This is a genomic window from Bacillus sp. ISL-51 (assembly GCF_018613535.1).
Lineage (GTDB): Bacteria > Bacillota > Bacilli > Bacillales > Bacillaceae > Bacillus.
The window spans coordinates 167,669-190,748 of the sequence record NZ_JAGGQB010000002.1; the positions used below are offsets into that span (position 1 = coordinate 167,669).

Here is a 23,080-nt window from a genome sequence, read left to right on the forward strand (position 1 = left end):
ATTAACACTAACAACCTTTAATTATACTATGAGTTGAGAAAATCGCAACAATATGTACAGGATTTGGCAAAAGAAAAAAAAGGCCCCGGCTCCGTTTAAGGAGCCAAGGCCCGCTGTTTTACTCTTCTTCAGTTCCAGGTTTTTTCTTACGGAATTTCGCCAATACTTCATATACGATCGGCACAATCAGAAGGGTAAGCAAGGTCGAACTGATTAAACCGCCGATAACGGTGACACCGAGTCCTTTGGAGATAACCTGGCTTCCGCCTTCAAAGCCCAATGCCAATGGAAGCAGGGCGCCGATTGTCGCAATCGCCGTCATCAGAATCGGACGCAATCTCGTAGAGCCGGCTTCAAGGAGCGCTTCTCTCGTCGATATGCCTTCCGCTTCTTTATGGATGACGCGGTCAATTAAGACAATCGCATTTGTGACGACGATTCCGATCAGCATGAGCATACCGATCATGGCGTTCAGACTGACCGTCTCTCCCGATACATACAGTCCGACTAATGCGCCGATGACCGTAAACGGAAGCGAGAACAGAATCGCAAACGGCGCTAATGCTCCGCCGAATGTAATCACAAGAACAAGATATACGATCGCAACTGCGGCAAGCATTGCTAAACCGAGTTTCGTAAAGGAATCCGCGATATCTGCGGATACACCGCTGGTATCGATCGATACATTATCCGGCAAATCCAATTTATCAACTTTCTTTTGTACGGCCGCTGACACTTTCGTTACATTGTCAGATGCGACTTCTGCTGTTATGTCAGCATATAACTTTCCATCGCGTCTGGACACTGTATCTGATGTCGAGCCGTTTTTCACTTTCGCTACCTCGCCGATTTTTACTTCTTGGCCTGCAGGCGATGTGATGGTTTTATCCTCTAATTCTTTCACACTCTTATACTGGTCTTTTTCAGTCTGAATGTTGACGTCAAGCTCTTTTCCGTCTTTCTTCACCATTGTTAAAGGCGACTGTGACGTTTGTGACATGAGAGCTTGGGAGATTTGCGAAGCCGTTAAGCCGAGCTTGCTGAGTTTCTCCTGGTCAGCAACGAATGTGTACTCATCATATGTGCTGGAAAGGCCTGAATTTACGCCTTTCAGATCCTTCCGCTTTTTCATGATGTCTTCGATGTCTTTGACCGTGCCTTTAATATCAGACTCTGAATCTCCGTAAACGTAATACGTCAATTCATTGTTGTTGCCAGACGAACTGAAATTTTGTGTTTTCCATTCGCCGCGGCTGGATGTTTTTTTGATTTCATTTAAGATATTGTCTTTTTCTTTGTCAAAATCAGGCGTGTCTTCCTCGTATTTCACGTAGAACAATGCGCCGTTTGAGCTGCCGCCGAGCGGGCTTTGCGAACCTAATGAATATTGAACCGTGTCGACATGTTTACGTTTCAGCAGCAAGTCTTCAGCTTTTTGCGCAGCTTTTTCCGCTTCGCTTTTCGTTTCGCCCGGTTCAGGCGTATATGTGAGCATTATCGTTTTGTCTGCTCCTGACGGCAGATAGCTCGCGCCGATCAGCGGTACGAGGAACAAACTTCCGACAAGCATCAGAACCGCGACAATGGATGTAATCCATTTATGGCTTAAAGACCAATTCAGCACTTTTTTATAGAAATTGGCCAATCTGCCCGGCTTATGCTCTTTTGCTTTAACAGGCGCGCCTGAGAGCGATTTTTTGAATAAGCTGTGCGCCAGCATCGGCACCAATGTGATCGAAATCAAAAGTGATGCCGCAAGCGCAAAGACGATGGTTAATGCAAACGGCATAAACAATTGTCCGATCTGTCCGCCGACCATGGCAAGCGGCAGGAATACGGCAATGGTTACGATCGTTGAAGACATGATCGGTTTAAACATTTCCTTCGTCGCTTCACGAACCAATTGCTTCCCGCGTAAAGGTTCATCTTTCAGCCTCATGCGGCGGTAAATATTTTCAATGACGACAATGGAGTCATCGACCACCCGTCCGATGGCGACCGTCATCGCACCGAGCGTCATAATGTTTAAGGTGACATCAAGCTGATTCAGCACGAGAAGCGCAATCAGCAGTGACAGCGGGATGGAAACGATAGAAATCATCGTTGATTTAATATCTCTTAAGAATAAGAGAATGATCACGACCGCAAAGATCGCGCCGAAAATCGCTTTGCTTAACATCGTATCCACTGACTCTGTAATCGGCTCTGCCATATCAAGAGTCGAACTGTACTTGAACCCTTTATGGTCCTTTTTGTATTGATTCAGTTCATCTTTAATCGCATCGGCCACTTCTACCGTGTTGGCGTCATTGGCTTTTACGATGTTGATGCCGATGCTGTCTTTTCCGTTTGTCCGGGAAATGGATTCTGCTTTTTTCACGTCTTTAATATCCGCAATGTCAGAAAGCTTAACTGTCGGCACCTCTGTGCCCGCGCTTTGCTGCGTCTGCTGTGCTGCCTGCGCGCCTGCTGCAGACGATGCGCTTGCGCCTGATGCCGCGCTGCTTGCTGAGCCGGCTGCTGACGTGACCGGAATTCTCATATCTTTTAAATCTTTAATTGACGTAATATCGCCGTTGACGACAACTGATTTTTCTTTGTTGCCGAACGTGTACAGCCCAAGCGGCGTGTTGACGTCAGAGCCTTGGATCACTTTCTTGACTGTATCTTCATCAAGTCCGTACTCTTTCATTTTTTTGTCTTTGAAAGAGAATTCCACTTGCTCTTCCTGCTGTCCTGAAACTTGTACAGAGGCAACGCCTTGGATTCCTTCGAGTTTAGGGACAAGAGTGTTTTCCACGTTTTTAGTCAGATCTTCAAGCGAGCTCTTATCACTTGTCACACTGAGCGTCAAAATCGGGAAGGAATTCACGCTGAAGCGGGAAATATCAGGTTTCTTTGCGTCATCAGGAAGGCTGACATTATCCAATGCTTCAGAGACCTCGGTTTTTGCCTTGTCCATATCTTTCTCATAATCATATTCAATCATGACCGATGATACGTTTTCAGAGGAAGTGGACGATACTACGCTCACGCCTTCTAAATTTTGCACGGCCTGTTCAATCGGTTTCGTCACTTCATCCGCAACTTGACTCGGAGCGGCTCCGGGATAAGTCGTATTTACTGAGAGGTAGGGCATGTTTACGTCAGGTATGGATTCCTGCTTCATATTCAGACCGGCATACAGCCCAGCTATAGTAACGATAATCGTCATCAGCCAAACCGCGAATTTGTTCTTCAGTACAAAGTTAATAATGTGGTTCATCGTATCCTCCGTTATTTGTTATTGACTGACTGGTCATTCTATATAATACTAAACGGTATAACTCAACATCGTCAACAAAAAGCCAGTAAATTTTTCTAAATTTTTGAAAGATTAAGGGGAAGCACGTCATGAACGAAAAAAAAGAGAAAATCATAAAAACCGGCATCCGTTTATTTGCCAAAAAAGGATTTTCTTCCACAACCATTCAGGAAATCGCTGTTGAATGCGGAATATCAAAAGGAGCTTTTTATCTCCATTTTAAATCGAAAGAAGCCCTTCTTTTGTCAGCATGTGAATATTACATCGCCATGTCTATGGAAGAAGTAAAGAAAATTAAAGCAGAAAATCAAACTAAACCGCCTAAGGAGATTTTCAAAAAACAGATTGCCTATCAATTCCAGGAATTCTTGGAGCATAAGGACTTTATCATTCTCTTATTGAGTGAGAAGGTTATTCCTGAAAACCAAAAAGTAAAACAATCCTTTCATGAGGCAAATATTCAATTTAACAGGCTCTATCGGGAGGCTTTGCTGTCGTCTTACGGAGAAAGCATCACACCGTTTTTAGCGGACGCATCCGTTATGGCGCAAGGGATTGTGAGCTCCTATATTCATTTCTTGATTTTTAATGAGAACATGGCGTTTCAGACGGAACAGGTGGCGGAATTTCTGATCAAAAGGATTGATGACCTTGTGACGGGCCTGATTGAGGAGAATCCCGATCCGCTGCTGCCCGAGGACATTTTCATCCAGCCTCCGCCGCATATAGAAGAGCTGTTAAAGGAAATACGAAAGGCAAAAGGGCAGCATGGATTGCCTGAGGATGTCATCGTGTCGCTTGAGGTGATTGAAGAAGAATGCGCTAAGGAGGAGCCCCGCAAACCGATTATTAAAGGAATGCTTTCCAATTTAGCCGGCAGCGGCAATGATCAAATTGAGACATTGCGTTCCTCTATTGAAGCGTATTTCAGCTAGTGATTATATAAAAAGAGACCGGAGCTTTTCCGGTCTCAATGTCAGCAGCGCCTTCGGACAGGCGGCTGCTTTTTTATCGTTTCTTGATTTCTTCAAGTAAAATCTTGTTCACCATCGGCGGGTTGGCTTGTCCTTTTGAGGCTTTCATAATCTGCCCGACAAGGAAGCCGATCGCGCGGTCTTTCCCGTTTTTGAAGTCCTCGATGGACTGAGGGTTGCCGTCAAGCGCTTCTGTGACCAGCTTGAGAAGCACGCTTTCGTCAGAAATCTGCACGAGGCCTTTTTCTTTGACAATTTTTTCAGCGTCGCCGCCTTTTTCAATTAATTCTTTGAAGACCTTCTTCGCGATTTTAGAAGAAATGGTTCCTTTTTCAATCAATTGAATCATGCCGGCAAGGCCTTCAGGCGTCAGCGCCACATCAGAAAGCTCTTTTTGCTCAGCGTTCAGATAGGCTGACACTTCACCCATGAGCCAGTTTGATGCCTGCTTTGCTTCGGCGCCTTTTTTGACTGTTTCTTCGAAGAAGTCAGCCATTTCTTTTGTAAGCGTCAATACCATGGCATCATATGCAGGCAGTCCGAGCTCTTCGATATAACGCTTGCGGCGTTCATCCGGAAGCTCAGGAATGCTGGCCTTTACCCGCTCTTTCCATTCGTCATCGATGTAAAGCTCGACAAGATCCGGCTCTGGGAAGTAGCGGTAGTCGTCTGACCCTTCTTTAATACGCATAAGAATGGTTTTTTTCGTTGCTTCATCATAACGGCGTGTTTCCTGCTGGATGATTCCGCCGGAAAGGAGAACCTGCTCCTGGCGTTTTTCTTCATGCTCAAGGCCTTTTTGCACGAACGCGAAGGAGTTCAAGTTTTTCAGCTCTGTTTTTGTGCCGAATTTCTCTTGGCCGATCGGGCGGAGGGAAATGTTGGCGTCACAGCGCAGCGATCCTTCTTCCATTTTACAGTCAGAAACGCCTGTGTACTGAATAATTGATTTCAGTTTTTCAAGGTATGCGTATGCTTCCTCCGGTGTGCGGATATCCGGCTCAGACACGATTTCGACCAGCGGCGTGCCTTGGCGGTTGAAGTCAACGAGGGAATAGCCGTCGCCTGTATGCGTCAGTTTTCCCGCATCTTCCTCAAGGTGAAGACGTGTGATGCCGATTTTTTTCGTTTTTCCGCCGACTTCAATTTCAATCCAGCCGTTTTCGCCGATCGGCTTGTCGAATTGAGAAATTTGATACGCCTTCGGGTTATCCGGATAGAAATAGTTTTTACGGTCAAACTTCGTATCCGTCGCGATTTCGCAGTTTAGGGCCATAGCGGCTTTCATCGCGAATTCGACTGCCTCTTTGTTTAACACGGGCAATACGCCCGGGTAACCGAGGTCGATAACGCTCGTTTGGGTATTTGCATCCGCGCCGAATGGCGTCGGAGAGCTTGAGAAAATTTTAGATTTCGTTTTTAACTCCACATGGACTTCTAGTCCGATTACCGTTTCAAAGTTCACTTCATTTCACCCCTTACAGTTCAGGTTTTGCTTTATGATGGTCTGTTGCCTGTTCAAACGCATGAGCGACACGGTACACAGTGCCTTCATCGAAGTGTTTTCCGATGATTTGCAGCCCGAGCGGCAGTCCGTCCGTAAATCCGCACGGCACGCTGATTCCCGGTACGCCCGCAAGGTTGACAGGGATCGTTAAAATATCGTTGGCGTACATTGTCAGCGGATCGCTTGTTTTCTCGCCGATTTTAAATGCCGGTGTCGGCGTTGTCGGCCCGACGATGACGTCATATTTCTCAAATACGTCTTCAAAGTCTTTTTTAATGAGCGTGCGCACTTTTTGCGCTTTTTTGTAGTACGCGTCATAGTAGCCTGAGCTGAGAGCGAATGTGCCGAGCATAATACGGCGTTTCACTTCGTTGCCGAAGCCTTCTGAGCGTGTTTGTTTATACAGGTCGATCAGGTTGTCCGCATTGTCCGTGCGGTATCCGTAGCGGATGCCGTCAAAGCGTGCAAGGTTCGCAGACGCTTCTGAAGAGGACAGCAGGTAATACGTCGCAAGGGCGTATTTACTGTGCGGAAGAGATACTTCTTCCCATGTTGCGCCGAGACCCTCAAGCACCTTCAAAGCGGCAAGAACGGATTCCTTCGCTTCTTTGCCGACGCCTTCGCCGAGATATTCTTTCGGAACGGCAATTTTTAAGCCTTTAATATCGCCCGTTAATGAAGAAAGAAAGTCAGGCACATCCACATTGGCGCTTGTCGCATCCATTTTGTCAGCGCCTGCAATCGCTTGAAGCAAAAATGCGTTGTCTTCTACCGTTCTTGTGATCGGGCCGATTTGGTCTAATGAAGAGGCAAAGGCAACTAAACCGTAACGTGACACGCGTCCGTATGTAGGCTTTAATCCGACAACGCCGCAGAATGAAGCCGGCTGGCGGATGGAGCCGCCCGTGTCAGATCCGAGTGAAAACGGCACTTCTCCCGCTGCAACCGCAGCCGCGGAGCCGCCGCTTGAACCGCCGGGAACCGTATCCAGATTCCAAGGGTTTTTCGTGGCTTTGTACGCGGAGTTTTCGGTTGAAGACCCCATCGCGAATTCGTCCATGTTCAGCTTTCCGATTGTGACAGCTTCAGCAGCCTGAAGGCGCTCGACAACCGTCGCATCGTAAATAGGATCAAAGTTTTCAAGAATTTTGCTTGAACATGTCGTGCGAAGCCCTTTTGTCACGATATTGTCTTTGACGCCGATCGGCATTCCGAACAGAAGGCCGTGTTCAGAACGGCCGTCCACCGCTTCATCGAGCTCTTTTGCGTAAGCGCGCGCTTTTTCTTCATCAAGCTGCAAAAACGCCTGAACCTTATCATCTACGGATGCGATCCGTTTGTAAGATTCATCAACAAGATCAGAAATTTTGATCTCTTTTTTATGTATCATTTGTTTCAGTTCTGTGATTTTGTGATCAAATAATGACATACTGTCTCCCTCCTTTAATCCAGAATTGATGGCACACGAACATAGCCGTCTTTATGATCGGGAGCATTTTTCATAACATCCTCGATCGGAAGGCCTTTACCCGCTTCATCTTCTCTCATTACGTTTTTCATTTTCAGCACGTGAGTCGTCGGCTCCACGTTATCCGTATCCACTTCATTCAGCTCCTCGGCAAACGAGATGATGCTGTCAAGCTGTTCAGTGAACATTTCAGCTTCTTCATCCGTAATGGCAAGTCTCGCCAAATGAGCAACATGCTTTACTTCTTCTATAGAAATTCGTGACATAAGATCCACCTCCGCATAATTCTCCGTTTCGTCATATAATACTGATCATATCAAAAACAAGCCCTCTAAAGCAACAGAACGCCGCCTTCTAAGCCATGATGAAACCTTCTCTATTTTATCCTAAAACGAGGCGAAAGAGAAACGAAATATATGTCAGAAAATTTTTACTTTTATAAATTATTGACAGCGTTTTCATCTTTAAGCTGTTCTAGGTTGACGGCGGATTTCCCCCTGAATAGGCGAGGTTTCAGCAGTTGATTGATCGGGGATACTTTGTTAGGTTTAGTAACCATAGCCTGCACGAAATCGTGCGAGCCGCATGTAATAATGGCAAAAGGCTTACCGCCGGCGCTTGTTCCGGCACTATCAAAATGCAGAGGTGATGTCAAAATTAACAGGAAAGAAGAGAGGGTCCAGAAACGTGAGTATTGAATTAATTATATCTTTAGGAATTTACTTTGCTGCCATGCTGTTAATCGGCTGGTACGCTTTTAGAAAAACGACGAATATCAATGACTATATGCTGGGCGGAAGAGGACTCGGACCGTTCGTAACGGCGCTGTCTGCAGGGGCCGCTGATATGAGTGCATGGATGCTGATGGGGGTTCCCGGCGCAATGTTCGCAACGGGATTATCTACCTTATGGCTGGCGCTCGGATTGACAATCGGCGCATATTCAAACTATCTGCTGCTTGCTCCGAGGCTTCGCGCTTACACGGAAGTGGCGGACGATGCGATTACGATTCCTGACTTCTTTGATAAACGGTTCCGCCATTCGTCATCATTGCTGAAAATTGTTTCCGCCGTGATTATTATGGTCTTTTTCACACTGTACACATCGTCCGGAATGGTATCCGGAGGCAGATTGTTTGAATCAGCATTTGGCGCCGACTACAAATTCGGTCTGTTCTTAACGGCCGGTGTTGTTGTGCTTTACACGCTGTTTGGCGGTTTTCTCGCTGTCAGTCTGACTGACTTTGTACAGGGAGCGATCATGTTTGCGGCATTAGTGCTTGTGCCGATCGTTGCTTTTACCCAGCTCGGGAGCGTTTCAACGACGATTGATTCGATCAACGCCGTAGATCCGAAGCTATTGGATATCTTTAAAGGCGCGAGCGTCATTAGCATTATTTCTTATTTGGCATGGGGACTCGGCTACTACGGCCAGCCTCATATCATCGTGCGATTTATGGCGATCAAAGAAGTGAAGGATTTAAAACCGGCCCGCAGAATCGGCATGAGCTGGATGGTTATTTCCGTTCTCGGTTCATTGCTGACGGGGATCATAGGTGTTGCGTATTCTCATCACTTCGGAGTTGCCGTAAAAGATCCGGAAACGATTTTCATTATATTTTCTAAAATACTGTTCCATCCGCTGATTACGGGCTTCTTATTGTCAGCGATTTTAGCGGCGATTATGAGTTCCATCTCCTCGCAGCTTTTAGTAACGGCAAGCGCCATTACGGAAGATTTATACCGCGCCTTTTTCAGACGGGAAGCGAGCGATAAAGAATTGGTCATGATCGGCCGCATGTCGGTATTGATCGTGGCCGTCATTGCTATCTTTCTTTCCCTAAATCCGAACAGCACGATTCTTGACCTGGTCGGATATGCGTGGGCAGGCTTCGGTTCGGCCATCGGGCCCGCGCTTCTGCTCAGTCTGTACTGGAAACGGATGAATGAATGGGGAGCGCTTGCGGCGATGATTACCGGAGCCGCGGCCGTTTTAATCTGGATTACGACGGGCCTTGCCGTTTCAACCGGCGTATATGAAATCATCCCGGGGTTCTTCCTCAGTTTGATTGCAGGTATCACTGTCAGTCTTTTAACCAAAAAACCGGCGGATGCTTCTTATCAGCTGTTCAGCCGGATGGAAACACTTTTAAAAAGCAAAAAATAAGCAAAAGCCGTCAGAATTTATCCCTGACGGCTTTTTTCTTCAGCTCTTGTCCTGCTATAAATACTGTGAGAAAATCATATCAATTTACTATAAGCAAAATGTGGAGGTGCTGTGGAATTGAGCTGGCCTATCGATCCAGACATTTTATTAAAGCTGGGCATTGCCACGCTGATCGGCATGATTATCGGGCTTGAGCGCGAATTAAAGAATAAACCGCTCGGACTGAAAACCTGCATTGTCATCGCCGTCAGCTCTTGTATGCTGACGATTGTCAGCATTAATGCGGCATATCATTTCCCAAAATATTACCGTATCATGATGGACCCGCTCCGCCTTCCCGCCCAAATCATTTCCGGTGTCGGTTTTATCGGCGCGGGCGTGATTCTGCGCAAAAGCAATGATGTCATTTCCGGGCTGACGACATCCGCCATAATCTGGGGCGCGGCCGGGCTTGGTCTGGCAACGGGAGCCGGCTTTTATAAAGAAGCATTCGCGAGCCTCTTGTTCATCCTGATCAGCGTTGAATTTCTGCCGTGGTTCATCAGAAAAATCGGCCCCGACCGCTTGCAGGAAAAAGATATCCGCGTGAGGATGTCTCTTTCTGACAAAGATAAAATGACCGAGATTTTAAAGGAAATGAAAAGCAAACAGATCCGTATCCACTCCGTCCGGATTGATGATCTGCATGAAAAGGAATTTCCGATTATGGAAGTGAAAATCAGAGTCCATAAAAACCGTTACACCACGGACGTATATTATGATATTAAAGCGATTCAAGGTGTCGTCGGGGTGAAGTGCGATACGTTATAAAGGTCTTCAGGATGTAACATCCTGGAGACCTTTGTTTAGATTGCAACACAACGCCGGCCTGATGTCAGCCGGCGCTTTCTCTTATACTAAGGCAGAGAAATTGAATTCAGTAATCGGTGTTTGTTTTTCTATATCGTTTCTGAAACCTTCAAGCATCCGACGCTCTTCATCCCCAAGTGAATCAAGATCAAATGCCTGATGCAATAAACCGTAAATCAGCATATGGCGCAGACGGAGAAAAACCGGTATTTTTTCAAGCCAAGAAGGGTCAAGATCATTTTCCTCTCTGTATCCCTTCATAAAATGAGTCATAAACTCCTCAGTAAAAGCAGCCTTATCTTCATACGGAATAACCGGGTACCATAAAATGTTGTAGAGCAAAATACTGATATCATTCACAAACCAATTGTAGCCGATATCATCAAAATCAAATGTAGTGATTTTCCCATTGTCCCAGTTGAAATTGCCGTGGTGCAAATCGCCATGCACAAGGCCGTAGTTTTCCGGGTTCTTCGGCAATTGGCGCAGTTCCTCCATTAAAGCATCCGCCCGCTCAAATACGAGATGCTGATCATCCGGCACATATTTTCTCAGTTTCAGCTGCTCCTCTTCATCCCACTCTTGTCTTTTGAATCTTGGATTGCTCAGACGGTAGCTTTTTGTCAGACGGTGCATCTTTCCCGTATACTTTCCAAGCTCATAAAACAGAGTCCCGTTCCAGTCTGATTCCTCTGCTTTATGACCGGGCGCTTTTTCATAGGCTCTCAATAAAAACGCCCCGCCTTTTCCATCCGGCACTTCCCCCACAACATTTTCTCTTAATGAAGAGATCGGCTTCGCTACAGAAAGCCCTTCCTTCGCCAAATGGTGAAGCCAGTCCATTTCCCCGAGAATATATTCAGGCGTTCTGCGGATCGTATGCGTAATTTTCAAAATATAAGGTTCATTTTCTTTTATTATTTCGTATACATAGTTTTCCGCGTCCGCCAAAAACTGGGCCTGATCTTTTGTAAAACCATATATCTCGCCGGCTTCGGCCAGCACTTTATCCTCATCATAAATGGCTTTTATATCTTTATGCATGCTGATTCACCCTCGTCATATATTTTAAAAGTTCCCTTATGGTGTGGCTTTTGCAACATGAGATAAAAAAGAAGGAACCAAACCATATATTATGATTTTTATAAAATCAGAACACAAAATAAAAGGATTTATTTTTCATATTTTCTACTCGTTTCTAACTATCCGATTACCCGCATCATAACATAAAAAAATACCCTCTCCAACAGTATTTACAAATGTAACTTGGTTGTTATATTTACTATAAAAAAACCCCTGTTCATAATAAATGAACAAGGGCATCTGTGTTAATCGTAAATATGGACGGTCGGTTCTTTGTCGCCTGCATTGCGGACGATAAGCGCTTCTTGGCCGTCTGATGAGGTAATGTTGATTTCGACATCGACTGAGCCTTTTGAATAATAATCCATCAGCTCGCCCGTTAAGTATTGGGTGAAGGCGATCACTTCGCTTTTTCCGTAAAATTGCATCGGAATTTCAATTTTCATTTTTCTCATTTCATCATTTTCATACATTGCCGTTCCGACCACCCCGGTGTAGTTCGGGAAGTAGCTGTCAATGGCATTTTTGAAACGTTTAAACACCTCAGAATCGTCAGGGTATTTCTGTGCTGTCGCTGTGTCCGCCGGATAGAAAACATACTTTTCTTTGACATTATCCCAGCTTGAAATCGTGGATGAGCCAGCTTTGACTTCGGTTTTTGCAATGTAATTCCCCGGTACGATTGATGTTTTGGGCGCTTGTTTATAAAGGGCGATGGTAATCGGTACGTTTTTCAGATTATCCATTTTGCGAAGACGGTTAATGACTTCCTGAGCAATTTGTTCCCCGTGGCTGCGGATCGTTTTGTCGTCAAGCTCTACTTCTTGCTGCGGATCGCCTGTGTTTTCGCGGTAATAGTACACAGAGTTGAGAGCCAGGCCGATCATGACGCCGCCAAGCTGAATGGAATTTTTATCTTTTCTCACTAAGTAGTCCTGCTCCAGCATAGACGCTAAATAAATCGGGTTGCTTTCATTTTTCGATTTTGCCGAACCTGAGCTTGGCAGGACTGGGTTTAAGCCGAGATTTTCGAAATTGGCATCAGCCTTTTTCGCCTTTTTCAGATCGCTGCCTTCTTTTTTGCGGTCAAGCCAGTTTAATACCGTGTCTTCATCCAAATACTGGCCTTCCTGATAAAGGTAATCATCAGTCGGGATGGTATCCTGGGCGAGGCGCATCAGCCCTGTTTCGAATTCATCGATATCGAGTCTCGTATTCAGTCGGTCAGCCGTCAGGCCGCGGGCTTTTCCCGCTTTAAACGGCAGCACCATTTTATAGTAGGAATCAGAGATATTATATTTCGGTATAATCGCTTTTTCAGAGGACTTTTCCGTTTTTTGCGTGATTTCTTCCTCTTTGTTCCCCCCAAAACTCGGCGTGCAGGCCGACAGCATAAACACTGCCGCGGTTGCCGTTGCCGCCAATGCCAACATCTTTTTCAATAGAAAACACTCCTCTTATTTCTTTAGCTCTCCCAATAACTGTGCTTCATTCCATACTTCGATGTTTAATTCCTGCGCTTTTGTCAGCTTGCTTCCCGCCGCTTCTCCGGCGATGACTAAGTCTGTGTTTTTGCTGACAGATCCCGTCAGCTTTCCGCCGAGCGCTTCGATTTGCGCTTTCGCGTCATTTCTGGACAGCTCTTCAAGCTTTCCTGTCAAAACGATGGTCTTGCCGGCAAAATAAGAGTCGCTGTCCTCTGCTTTTACTTTTTTCGGACCTTTATAGAGTGTGTTCACACCGAGCTCTTCCAGTTCATTCAGAAGCTCGAGCATTTCTTCTTTGCGAAAATAGGTGATGATTGCATCAGCCATTTTTTCACCGATTTCATCCACTGCAAGCAGCTCTTCTTCCGTGGCTTTTTTCAGATTTTCCAGGCTTTCAAAATGCATGGCGAGCGTTTTGGCTGCTTTTGCGCCTATAAAACGGATGCCGAGGCCGAACAGCAGGCGTTCCAAAGAATTCTCTTTTGATTTTTGGATGGAGCTGATCAGATTGTCCGTTGATTTTTCTCCCATCCGTTCGAGCTGAATGACCTGTTCCTTTGTCAGTTTATATAAATCAGCGACATTGCGGACGAGGTCTTCCCGGAAAAGCTGTGTAATCACCCGTTCTCCAAGCCCGTCAATATTCATCGCATTCCGTGAGACAAAGTGAATCAGGCCCTCTCTGATTTGCGCCGGACATTCGGGATTAATGCAGCGTAAAGCGACTTCTCCTTCGATGCGCACAAGCTCACTTTCACACTCCGGACAGGCGGTCGGCATATTGAATTCTTTTTCCTCTCCGGTCCGCTGTTCAACTAAGACATTGACGACCTCAGGAATGATATCGCCCGCTTTTTTGATGACGACTTTATCGAGAATGCGGATATCCTTTTCCTTAATTAAATCTTCGTTATGAAGGGATGCCCTTGAGACCGTTGTACCTGCAACTTTTACCGGTTCAAGGATGGCGGTCGGCGTAATGACGCCCGTTCTTCCGACATTCAGTTCGATGTCGAGAAGCTTTGTCACGACCTCCTCGGCCGGGAATTTAAAAGCAATCGCCCAGCGCGGGCTTTTTGCCGTATACCCGAGCTCCTCCTGCTGATCAAGCGAATCCACCTTGATGACAATGCCGTCAATTTCATACGGCAGCTCGGCTCGTTTCGCCTGCAGCTCTTCGATCATTTCAATCACTTCATCTATTGTCGTGCATTTTTTTCGTTCCTGGTTTGTTTTGAAGCCGATTTCATCGAGAAAATCGAGTCCTTGGCTTTGTGTTTCCACACCCATTTCGTCAAGCTCCGCTATACTGTAGACGAAGATGTCGAGATTTCGTTTCGCTGCAATTTTCGGATCAAGCTGTCTGAGTGAGCCGGCAGCTGCATTCCGCGGATTGGCGAATGGCTCTTCTTCTTTTTTCAGCCGCTCTTCATTAAGCGCTTCAAATGATTGTTTCGGCATGAAAGCCTCGCCGCGCACTTCGATGGAGAGCTTCCGTTTCATTTTCAGCGGGATATTGCGGATCGTTTTTAAATTCTCCGTGATATCCTCGCCCGTTGTTCCGTCTCCTCTTGTCGCGCCTCTGACGAAATAGCCATCTTCATAACGGAGAGAAACAGCAAGACCGTCTATTTTCAGCTCCACATTGTATGCGACATCGTCACCGACAGCCTGACGGACACGGCGGTCAAAATCACGAAGATCATCATCGTTAAACGCATTGCCGAGACTGAGCATCGGCGTGCCGTGCTGCACTTTTTGAAAAGATTCCAGCACGGCCCCCCCGACCCGCTGTGTGGGCGAATCTGGCGTTCTGAGATCCGGATGCTCTTCTTCTATGGCAATCAGCTCCTGCATCAGCCTGTCGTACTCGGAATCCGGCACGCTCGGTTCATCTAAGGTGTAATATTCATAGCTATACTGATCGATGGTGCGGCGCAATCCTTCTGCCCGGTGTTTCGCTGTTTCTTTGTCCATCATGTTCTTCCTTTCATCTTCAGGTTACTGCTTTTCAATCGGCGCAAAGGCTGCCAAGAGGCGTTTGACGCCGACGGGGCTCGGGAACGCGATATCAAGCTCCGTGCTTTCGCCTTCCCCTTTTACACTGACAACCGTGCCGGTGCCCCATTTTTTATGGCCGGCTTTATCGCCGACAGCCCAGCTGAGTGTGTCGCCGCCTGTTTTATTCGCGTAGGAAACAGGGCGGGAAACGGGACCGCGTTTTTGCTGCATTTTTCTTCCCGGCTGCGTCCGCGGGTTTGTCTTCTCATTTAGGTTCTCCAATAAATCCTCAGGTATTTCCCCAATAAAGCGCGATTCCGGATTCATATTGGTACGCCCGAATAAGGTGCGCATTTTGGCATTGGTTAAATACAGCTCTTCTTCCGCTCTCGTAATGCCTACATACGCGAGCCTGCGCTCTTCCTCCATCTCTGCTTCCTCCATCAGGGAGCGGCTGTGCGGGAATACGCCTTCTTCAAGGCCCATTAAGAACACAACGGGGAATTCCAGGCCCTTTGCGGCGTGCAGCGTCATTAACGTCACGGCATCCTTGCCGCCTGATTCCTCTTCTTTCTGGTCGAGCTGGTCAATATCCGCAATCAGCGCCAAATCTGTCAGAAACGCGACTAATGTTTTGTCTTCGCTTTTTTGCTCAAAGTTTTTCGTAACAGAAAGAAACTCGTCGATATTTTCCAACCGGCTTTGGGCTTCGATTGATTTTTCCGCCTTCAGCATCTCTCTGTATTCCGTTTTATCAAGAATTTCTTCCGTCAGCTCTGTAATCGACAGGTAATCCTGCATATTCGTCAGATGTTCAATCATCGTGCCGAAGCTGTCGAGCGCGTTGGCCGCTTTGGCGCTGACACCGATGAAATCAACCTGTTTAATCGCCTGAAACAGCGACATGCCGTTCATCGCCGCGTAAGAAGCAATTTTTTCAAGCGATGTGGCGCCGACGCCGCGCTTCGGTACATTGACAATCCGCGTGAAGCTGATGTCATCGTCTGGATTTGAGACAAGGCGCAGGTACGCGAGAATATCTTTAATTTCTTTCCTGTCGTAGAACTTGGTTCCGCCGACGATATTGTAATTTAATCCGGCTTTCAGAAGCGTTTCCTCTATAACACGCGACTGGGCGTTTGTCCGGTATAAAATCGCGATGTCAGATAGCTTCCGCTTGCCCGAACAGAGCTGATGAATTTTTCCGGCGACAAATTGTCCTTCGCCGAATTCATTGTCACCTCTGTAATAAGAAAGCTTGATGCCTTCGTCGTTTTCCGTCCACAGTTTTTTCGGCTTACGGTTTGAGTTGTTTTTGATGACTTCATTCGCCGCGTTTAGAATCCGCTTAGTCGAGCGGTAGTTTTGTTCGAGCAGAATGACATTTGCGCTCGGGTAATCCTTTTCAAAGGAAAGGATATTGGCGATGTCCGCCCCGCGCCATCTGTAGATCGACTGGTCGGAGTCACCGACGACGCAAATATTTTCCAGGCGCGCCGCAAGCTGCTTCACAAGCAGATATTGCGCTCTGTTCGTATCCTGATACTCATCCACGTGAATGTATTGGAATTTGCGCTGGTAAAATTCAAGCACTTCAGGCACACGGTCAAAAAGCTTAATCGTTGTCATGATTAAATCATCGAAATCGAGCGATTGGTTTTTCAACAGTTTTTTCTGATAATCCGTGTACACGTCACTCGTGACTTGATCGTAGTAGCTCCCGGCCGTTTTTGCGAATTCCTCAGGTTCGATCAATTCATTTTTTGCGCTGCTGATGGAGCCGAGGATGCTTCTCGGGTCGAATTTTTTCGGATCGATGTTCCGCTCCTTCAAAATCCCTTTTATGACGGAGAGCTGGTCAGCCGTATCAAGGATGGAGAAATTGCGGTTGATCCCGATTCTGTCAATATCCCGCCGTAAAATCCGCACGCACATGCTGTGGAATGTGGATATCCAAATATCATCCGCACCGGGTCCGAGGATGCTCTCCACCCGTTCTTTCATTTCTCTGGCCGCTTTATTGGTAAATGTGATCGCCAGAATGTTCCATGGGGCCACGTGTTTTTCCGCCATTAAGTATGCGATTCTGTGCGTCAAAACGCGTGTTTTTCCGCTTCCCGCGCCCGCCATGAGAAGCAGCGGCCCGTCTGTCGTCTTCACCGCTTCCTGCTGAACAGGGTTTAATCCGCTTAATAATTGATTGCTAATGTAATTCAAAATCCGTTCACCGCCTATCAAACATATGTTCTATCATAAATCAAATCCGTCCGCTTGGCTACTTTTCCTTTACAGCCGCCACCGTTCGGAGCGCCTGATCGAAATCCTCATATACCGCGTTTCCTACGACAATGACATCCGCATGGCGGCCGAACCTTTCCGCCGTTTCCGCGTCTTTAATGCCGCCTCCGTAAAATAGGACAGACTTGTCCAACACAGCCTTCGTTTTCTCCACCGTGTCTATGTCCGCCAGCATACCGCTGTATTCCAAGTAAAAAATCGGAAGATGAAGCAAATGCTCCGCGACCCGCGCATAAGCGAGAATATCTTCTGTCTCTATATTTGTATCAGCCTCTGTCAAAGCAGCCGCCTTACAATCCGGGTTGACGATGCAATAGCCCTCCGGCACAATTTCCTCCATTGACATCAGTTCGCCGTATTCCTTCATCGCCTGATGGTGCATGCCGACAATCCAGTCCGCATTTTTGCTGTTGAGCACACTCGGAATGAAATAAAGATCAAAGCCGGGTACAATCGAATCAATTGTCGACACTTCAAGGACGCACGGGACTAAAAAGCGCCGCACCTTCGACATCAGCCTCAGCACATTGTCTTCGGTTACGTCATCGCTTCCCCCGATCACAATCGCGTCGGTCCCTGATTCACAAAGAATTTCAAGCTGTTCATCCGGTAAATCTTTATTCGGATCGAGTTTAAAGACGTGCTTCCACTCGTTAACATCGTACATGCGTTTTCGTTCCTCCATTCGTTTCTTGCCATTTAAACATTATAACAAATTCGTTTCGTGCGGAAAAACGGAAAAAGACGTCATTCACGTGATTCACGAAAAAAGATGTTTCATTCCTACACATAAAAATAATCCATTCATTTACATTTAACAACTGGTTTTTCATGCCGACGTTTGAAGACAGACAAAATGTGGAATGTCAAAGAGTAAAAAGGTAAGGAGTGTGATCTAGATGGAACAAGCAATCATCGTTCTGATTTGTATATTAATCTTCATTATTTTAGTTCCCGCCGTATTGCTGGTTTGGATATACATAAGGGACGAAAAGCAGGAAGAACACTCAGTGCTTCGCAATTATCCCGTGGCCGGAAAGCTTCGCTATATCTTTGAGAAAATCGGGCCTGAGCTTCGGCAATATTTATTCAGCAACGATAATGAGGAACAGCCGTTTTCCCGAAGAGAATACGAGCAGACCGTCCTGTCCGGAAAGTATAAAAGCAGAATGATGGGCTTCGGTTCGGAAAGGGATTTTGATCAGCCGGGGTATTATATCCGCAACGCCCTTTTTCCGAAACAAAGAGAGGAGCTTCGTATCGGCCAATCGCCTAAGATCGAAACGATGGTGTATCGCATCGACAAGGACAATCTGCTCAAGCGGAATGAGCATCGCGAAAAAATAAAGGCCGATCCTTTTTACCTGCATCCGGACGACGTACAGGTCATCGGCAAAGACACATGCCAGAAACCGTTTTATGTAAAAGGCTTGATCGGACAATCAGCAATGAGCTACGGCTCGCTGGGTGACCGTGCAATTACCGCGCTGTCAAAAGGGCTTCGCCAAGCGGGCGGCACATGGATGAATACCGGGGAAGGCGGACTGTCAGAGCATCATCTGAAAGGCGGAGCGGATATTATATGCCAAATCGGCCCCGGCCTGTTCGGCGTCCGTTCTCAAGACGGCGAATTTTCGTGGGAAGAGTTTAAGAAAAAAAGCCAATTAGAGCAAATCAAAGCATTTGAACTGAAGCTGGCGCAAGGGGCAAAGGCGCGAGGCGGTCATATTGACGGCTCAAAAGTTACTGAAGAAATTGCCGCCATCAGAAATGTAAAACCGGGACAATCCATTGACAGCCCCAATCGGTTCAATGAATTCTCAAGCGTCCCGGCCATGCTCGATTTTATCGAAAAAATGCGGGCCGTCGGCCAAAAGCCGGTCGGAATCAAAATCGTGGCGGGAAACCAGAAAGATTTGGAAAATCTGATCTCATGTATGAGTTCGAGCGGCAAGCACCCTGATTTTATTACGATTGACGGCAGTGAAGGCGGAACGGGCGCTTCGTTTCATGAGCTGGCTGATTCCGTCGGATTGCCGATTTTAACAGGCCTCCCCCTCGTGGACGGGCTGCTGAAGGAGTACGGCATAAGAGATAAGCTGAAAATTTTCGCATCCGGAAAGCTGCTCACCCCGGATAAAATTGCCGTCGCCCTCGCTTTAGGCGCAGATTTTGTCAATATTGCCCGGGGAATGATGTTTTCAGTCGGCTGTATCCGCGCGCAAGTCTGCCACACCAACCATTGTCCCGTCGGTGTCGCAACGACGGATCCTAAGCTGCAGCGCGCGCTCAGCATCGAAGACAAACAGCACCGCGTATGCAACTACGTGCTTTCATTGCGAGAAGGGCTGTTTCACCTCGCTGCGGCGGCAGGCATCAGCTCTCCGATTCATTTTACTAATGAACACATCGTGTACAGAGAAAAAGACGGCACAATAAAGGAACTTCCAGACCTCATGAAGCAGCACGCATAAAAAAAGCCGCCTGCCGTTATCGGCAGAGCGGTTTTTTATGTTGCAGAGGAGGATTCTCCTTTGTTTACACGGTCAAGCGCCATTTCATAGGCGTCGTTTCCGTAGTTTAAGCAGCGTTTCACACGCGAAATCGTGGCTGTCGAAGCCCCCGTTTCGCTTTCAATTTTATGATACGTATTTCCTTCGCGGAGCATTCTCGCTACTTCCAAACGCTGCGCCAGCGATTGAATTTCATTAATCGTACAAAGATCATCAAAGAAACGATAGCATTCCTCCAGATCTTTCAGCGACAAAATAGATAGAAATAACTGGTCCAGTTCTTTTCCGCGTAATTTATCGATTTGCATCGTCACACACCTTCTCCTTTACTAATGGAAGCTGCATCGAGATCAGGCACGATATTGATCCATGTCTTCCCTGGCACAAACGGAAGAATCTCACCGCCTTTTACGGGCAAAATACGGCCGTCTTTATATTCCCAGTCTGACTCAATAACATCGCCGTGCTGAAGCAAGAGACCTTTACCCCCTGATTGAATATCGATGTCCCGCCTTCCATCTTTGTCTGTAATGCGATGGCCGGCTTCAGCAATAAAAATGTTGTGCATAGCTAAAGGCTTCCCGGTCTCCCGGTCAGTCGCTTTCACACCATCAGAGCTTCTCGTATAAGCATCAGTTTTTTTATCATAATCGTATTCGACAAGATTTGTAACGTTTTGTGTTCCATAATCTATCCGAACATTGTAGGTTTCGTTTCCGGGTTTTGCATCTGATGTTTGAAAAGGGAGCGGCTCTGTTTCTCCGTTCAGCTGAAATCCCTTTTGTTCCGCCGCCTTTTTTATGTTTTCATAAGACGTATAGGAATTGTGGGGAGGCTTGCTGAAATCAGCTCTCCATAACAGGCTTCCGTCAAAATCCAAACCGTTTATATAATCGTAAGCGCCGGATTCCAGCTGCTTTTTGGCTCCGGGGCTCCAGCCATGATGGACAAAAATGCTGTTAAACCCGCTGCTGAGAGTGACGAAATATTCCCTCGCGCTCCGTACAGGCCCGACAGTTTCCGGCATCTCGCTTTGGAAAATCGCCAAAAATCTTGTGATCGGCCCCTCCGCAAGCGCCTCAATGACAATATCCGCCTTGGAAAGCCCGGATTGAGGCCTGGCCTTCGGGTGGTTGTTCACTGCAACAGCAATCGGACGGCGTTCTGCAAGCTTTCGCTCCGTCTTTAAACCGGTTAAAGGAGCTTCCGGCTTTTTCGTCTGCGCCTGATCGGCATCATTTTGCCGGCAGGCGGCAAGCAGCAAAAACGCAAAACATAACATACAAACGGTTATCCATCTCTTCATATGTCGGCTCCCTGCTCTTTTATATTTTAACGCATTATCGATGGAAAGAGTACAGTTTTTTTCATCACGTCAAATATACCTCTGGGAGTAATACGAATATAAGGCAGATGTGTGCCTTGCAAAAAGAGCAGCGTATAGATCGGATCACAAAATTGATAGCCGCGATCCTCAAGCAGTGTTCTCAGCTTTTGTTCCTTCTCCAGCACGGCCTCATAATCTTCAGCCGAAGCGCAGCCGTGCAGAGCGAGGGGAATTTCATGCAGAATGTTCCCGTTCTCAGCCAGTACGATTCCCCCGCCGATTTCCTTCATGCGTGAGAAAGCAAGCAGGATATCGTCCTTATTTTTTCCGGCGGCGATAATATCACCGGTCGTCGTATAAGAGCTTACAAATCCCTGCACACGATCGGCAAAGCCTTTCAACATCGTGTTCACCCGCCATTTTCCGTGCTTGTCAAGAAGAGTGAGAAAGCACTCATCATGGTCAAAAGAAAGCTGGTCAACGGAGTTATCAATCTCAATCATATACGGCTCCATAATGACCGCATTGCGCATTTTCACTCCCATCGGCATCGAAAACTGTAAATCATCCATCGTCATATCATATGAAAGCTCAAGAGGGACAAGACCGCCCTTTTTCCAGTCTGTTTCTGTAAACGCCTTCATATTTTGGCCGTCTTCTTTCAGCATGGCCCCTTTTGATATAACGGTGACCGGGTTCGGATTCATAGGGTCTTCCAAAATATTTAATGATGCCAGCCTTCCCGGCCCCACTACGCCGAGATAGTCGTCAATCTGATAATACTTTGCAATATTAAAGGACGCCATATTGTAAGCATCAATCGCCGGAACCCCTTCTTCCAAAGCGATCCTGATCAATTCATTCGTCATGCCGCCTTGATAGAAATGAGGCGTCGCACCGTCCGTTGTGTAAAAGAAATGGTCATAATGGCGGAACCCTTTTTCATGCAGATCCTTCAAAATCGTTCTCAGGTCAGGCCGGATGGATGAATGCCTGAGTGAAACATAGTAGCCCAATTCAAGCCGTCTCATCACTTCATCGCCATTCATAGCCTCGTGGTCGCAATCGGCTCCGAACAGCTTCATTTTCGTAAGTGTTTTTTCGGACGCTCCGGGAAAATGCCCTTCGATCCGCTTGCGCTGTCTCTTTGTCGCCTGCATGCAGTGCAGCATAAGATCATCACCGTCCATAAGCCGCGGCCAACCCGTCAATTCTCCGCCTTGGATGACATCGGGGTGCTCAATCCACTGCTTGCGGACGTCAAAAGAAAGAAGCTGGTCCTCATTCTGCACTTCGGTTTGCAGGTCGTATCTTGACCACCAGAAATATTGAACAGGCTGTTTTTTCAGTTCCTCTAATATAGTAAGCGCTTTCTTTTTACCGCTGTGCAAAAGGAAAAAAAGGTTATCATTAATAAACGTCGTCGTTCCGAATTGAGACACATATTCGGCGAGCGTTTGGGGATTATATATTTGAAAAGGATGTGTATGCGGTTCAATGTAACCTGGCACAATGTATTTTCCTTCACAATTTATGGTATGGATGTGCTCTGCTGCATCAGGAAGCTCATCACCGACATAAACAATTCTGTCTTGGTAAATCCAAATGTTTTTTTTCAGCCATTGTTTTAAAAAGGGATTTAAGACGAGAGCATTCCGTAAAAGTAGCGTTGGAAGCAGCTTTGAGTCTACAACATCCGCCTGTGATCTGATGTCTTTATTTTTCCAGTTAAAGGTACGTTCGGACATTCACATACTCTCCTTCGCTTATATTAGACCCATCGTATCACATCCGCACGATTATCGCACGGCTAAATCGTTACAAATTATTGAAGATGCACGAAAATTTCATTAAAAGGGAGCTGAAAGCATGAAACCGAATATCAGCCTGCTGAACGCCGTCATCCGAATCACCTGCGGCCTCACCATTTTGTCAGCTGCAGCAGCGAAATACACGAGAAAGCCTTGGTGCAAAATGCATCTTTTCTGTATGATGATGGGCGCTATGAAAGCCGCATCCGGCATAGTGCGTTTCTGTCCGGTCACGTATATGTTCCAAGCCGGAATGACTAACCAAAGTGACAGCAATCATCAAGAAAAATAA

At 46.7% G+C, this 23,080-nt stretch carries 17 protein-coding genes; 5 read left to right on the top strand and 12 right to left on the bottom strand.

Translation table 11 applies throughout. The features are described 5' to 3' along the window. Window positions 1-118 precede the first annotated feature (118 nt). Window positions 119-3,265 carry an efflux RND transporter permease subunit gene (locus J7E26_RS00950; RefSeq protein WP_214812895.1) on the bottom strand — a complete coding sequence of 1,049 codons (3,147 nt, stop codon included), beginning with the start codon at window positions 3,263-3,265 and terminating at the stop codon, window positions 119-121. Window positions 3,266-3,393: 128 nt separating this feature from the next. On the opposite strand from J7E26_RS00950, the gene J7E26_RS00955 reads away from it, so the two are divergent. Further along, window positions 3,394-4,239 (top strand): TetR/AcrR family transcriptional regulator, encoded by an 846-nt coding sequence (locus J7E26_RS00955; RefSeq protein WP_214812896.1) that lies wholly within the window; start codon window positions 3,394-3,396, stop codon window positions 4,237-4,239. 73 nt (window positions 4,240-4,312) lie between these two features. Here J7E26_RS00955 and gatB read toward each other — a convergent pair whose 3' ends face one another. Genes gatB through gatC form a run of 3 tightly spaced genes read right to left on the bottom strand, consistent with a single transcriptional unit; the run spans window position 4,313 to window position 7,519 of the window. After that, window positions 4,313-5,743 carry an Asp-tRNA(Asn)/Glu-tRNA(Gln) amidotransferase subunit GatB gene (gatB, locus tag J7E26_RS00960; RefSeq protein ID WP_214800491.1) on the bottom strand — a complete coding sequence of 477 codons (1,431 nt, stop codon included), beginning with the start codon at window positions 5,741-5,743 and terminating at the stop codon, window positions 4,313-4,315. A 13-nt stretch (window positions 5,744-5,756) separates the two neighbouring features. Further along, the gene (gene gatA / locus J7E26_RS00965; protein WP_214800492.1) at window positions 5,757-7,214 is read right to left on the bottom strand and encodes an Asp-tRNA(Asn)/Glu-tRNA(Gln) amidotransferase subunit GatA; all 1,458 of its coding nucleotides are present in this window, start codon (window positions 7,212-7,214) and stop codon (window positions 5,757-5,759) included. A gap of 14 nt (window positions 7,215-7,228) precedes the next feature. Beyond that, window positions 7,229-7,519 carry an Asp-tRNA(Asn)/Glu-tRNA(Gln) amidotransferase subunit GatC gene (gene gatC / locus J7E26_RS00970; protein ID WP_039062737.1) on the bottom strand — a complete coding sequence of 97 codons (291 nt, stop codon included), beginning with the start codon at window positions 7,517-7,519 and terminating at the stop codon, window positions 7,229-7,231. A 421-nt stretch (window positions 7,520-7,940) separates the two neighbouring features. Between gatC and putP the strand changes: the two genes are divergently transcribed. Together putP and J7E26_RS00980 are read left to right on the top strand one after the other, a co-directional pair. Then, entirely contained in the window at window positions 7,941-9,419 is a 1,479-nt protein-coding gene (gene putP / locus J7E26_RS00975; RefSeq protein ID WP_214800493.1) for a sodium/proline symporter PutP, read from the top strand. A 111-nt stretch (window positions 9,420-9,530) separates the two neighbouring features. After that, window positions 9,531-10,229 (top strand): MgtC/SapB family protein, encoded by a 699-nt coding sequence (locus tag J7E26_RS00980; RefSeq protein WP_214812897.1) that lies wholly within the window; start codon window positions 9,531-9,533, stop codon window positions 10,227-10,229. Between the two features lie 81 nt (window positions 10,230-10,310). Here J7E26_RS00980 and J7E26_RS00985 read toward each other — a convergent pair whose 3' ends face one another. The 5 genes from J7E26_RS00985 to pcrB all read right to left on the bottom strand — a co-directional run bounded on the left by J7E26_RS00985 (window position 10,311) and on the right by pcrB (window position 17,804). Continuing rightward, window positions 10,311-11,312: a phosphotransferase enzyme family protein gene (locus tag J7E26_RS00985; protein WP_214800494.1), complete on the bottom strand. Its 1,002-nt coding sequence runs from the start codon at window positions 11,310-11,312 to the stop codon at window positions 10,311-10,313. Window positions 11,313-11,596: 284 nt separating this feature from the next. After that, window positions 11,597-12,793: a CamS family sex pheromone protein gene (locus tag J7E26_RS00990; protein ID WP_214812898.1), complete on the bottom strand. Its 1,197-nt coding sequence runs from the start codon at window positions 12,791-12,793 to the stop codon at window positions 11,597-11,599. A 15-nt stretch (window positions 12,794-12,808) separates the two neighbouring features. Continuing rightward, entirely contained in the window at window positions 12,809-14,815 is a 2,007-nt protein-coding gene (gene ligA / locus J7E26_RS00995; protein ID WP_214800496.1) for an NAD-dependent DNA ligase LigA, read from the bottom strand. A gap of 24 nt (window positions 14,816-14,839) precedes the next feature. Beyond that, window positions 14,840-17,056, bottom strand: coding sequence for a DNA helicase PcrA (pcrA, locus tag J7E26_RS01000; protein WP_214800497.1), 2,217 nt, complete (start codon window positions 17,054-17,056; stop codon window positions 14,840-14,842). Window positions 17,057-17,114: 58 nt separating this feature from the next. After that, window positions 17,115-17,804 (bottom strand): heptaprenylglyceryl phosphate synthase, encoded by a 690-nt coding sequence (pcrB, locus tag J7E26_RS01005; protein WP_214800498.1) that lies wholly within the window; start codon window positions 17,802-17,804, stop codon window positions 17,115-17,117. A 232-nt stretch (window positions 17,805-18,036) separates the two neighbouring features. On the opposite strand from pcrB, the gene J7E26_RS01010 reads away from it, so the two are divergent. Further along, window positions 18,037-19,611 (top strand): FMN-binding glutamate synthase family protein, encoded by a 1,575-nt coding sequence (locus J7E26_RS01010; RefSeq protein ID WP_214800499.1) that lies wholly within the window; start codon window positions 18,037-18,039, stop codon window positions 19,609-19,611. 35 nt (window positions 19,612-19,646) lie between these two features. On the opposite strand, the gene J7E26_RS01015 is transcribed toward J7E26_RS01010, so the two are convergent. From J7E26_RS01015 to J7E26_RS01025, 3 genes are read right to left on the bottom strand one after another with little or no spacing between them, the layout of a single operon-like run. Continuing rightward, on the bottom strand, window positions 19,647-19,958 hold the full coding sequence (locus J7E26_RS01015) for a YerC/YecD family TrpR-related protein (protein ID WP_003155745.1): 312 nt from the start codon (window positions 19,956-19,958) through the stop codon (window positions 19,647-19,649). Window positions 19,959-19,960: 2 nt separating this feature from the next. Further along, complete coding sequence (locus tag J7E26_RS01020) at window positions 19,961-20,956, bottom strand: DUF3048 domain-containing protein (RefSeq protein WP_214800500.1); 996 nt, start codon at window positions 20,954-20,956, stop codon at window positions 19,961-19,963. Between the two features lie 26 nt (window positions 20,957-20,982). Beyond that, window positions 20,983-22,725: an adenine deaminase gene (locus J7E26_RS01025; protein ID WP_214800501.1), complete on the bottom strand. Its 1,743-nt coding sequence runs from the start codon at window positions 22,723-22,725 to the stop codon at window positions 20,983-20,985. Window positions 22,726-22,846: 121 nt separating this feature from the next. Between J7E26_RS01025 and J7E26_RS01030 the strand changes: the two genes are divergently transcribed. Then, a complete protein-coding gene (locus J7E26_RS01030; protein ID WP_214800502.1) occupies window positions 22,847-23,080 on the top strand; it encodes a YgaP family membrane protein in 234 nt (77 codons plus the stop codon).

Coding starts and splice junctions, on each gene's coding strand:
- J7E26_RS00950 (WP_214812895.1), bottom strand. CDS start 3,265: ATGAACCACATTATTAACTTTGTACTGAAGAACAAATTCGCGGTTTGG.
- J7E26_RS00955 (WP_214812896.1), top strand. CDS start 3,394: ATGAACGAAAAAAAAGAGAAAATCATAAAAACCGGCATCCGTTTATTT.
- gatA (WP_214800492.1), bottom strand. CDS start 7,214: ATGTCATTATTTGATCACAAAATCACAGAACTGAAACAAATGATACAT.
- gatC (WP_039062737.1), bottom strand. CDS start 7,519: ATGTCACGAATTTCTATAGAAGAAGTAAAGCATGTTGCTCATTTGGCG.
- J7E26_RS00985 (WP_214800494.1), bottom strand. CDS start 11,312: ATGCATAAAGATATAAAAGCCATTTATGATGAGGATAAAGTGCTGGCC.
- ligA (WP_214800496.1), bottom strand. CDS start 14,815: ATGGACAAAGAAACAGCGAAACACCGGGCAGAAGGATTGCGCCGCACC.
- pcrB (WP_214800498.1), bottom strand. CDS start 17,804: ATGTACGATGTTAACGAGTGGAAGCACGTCTTTAAACTCGATCCGAAT.
- J7E26_RS01010 (WP_214800499.1), top strand. CDS start 18,037: ATGGAACAAGCAATCATCGTTCTGATTTGTATATTAATCTTCATTATT.
- J7E26_RS01015 (WP_003155745.1), bottom strand. CDS start 19,958: ATGCAAATCGATAAATTACGCGGAAAAGAACTGGACCAGTTATTTCTA.
- J7E26_RS01020 (WP_214800500.1), bottom strand. CDS start 20,956: ATGAAGAGATGGATAACCGTTTGTATGTTATGTTTTGCGTTTTTGCTG.
- J7E26_RS01025 (WP_214800501.1), bottom strand. CDS start 22,725: ATGTCCGAACGTACCTTTAACTGGAAAAATAAAGACATCAGATCACAG.
- J7E26_RS01030 (WP_214800502.1), top strand. CDS start 22,847: ATGAAACCGAATATCAGCCTGCTGAACGCCGTCATCCGAATCACCTGC.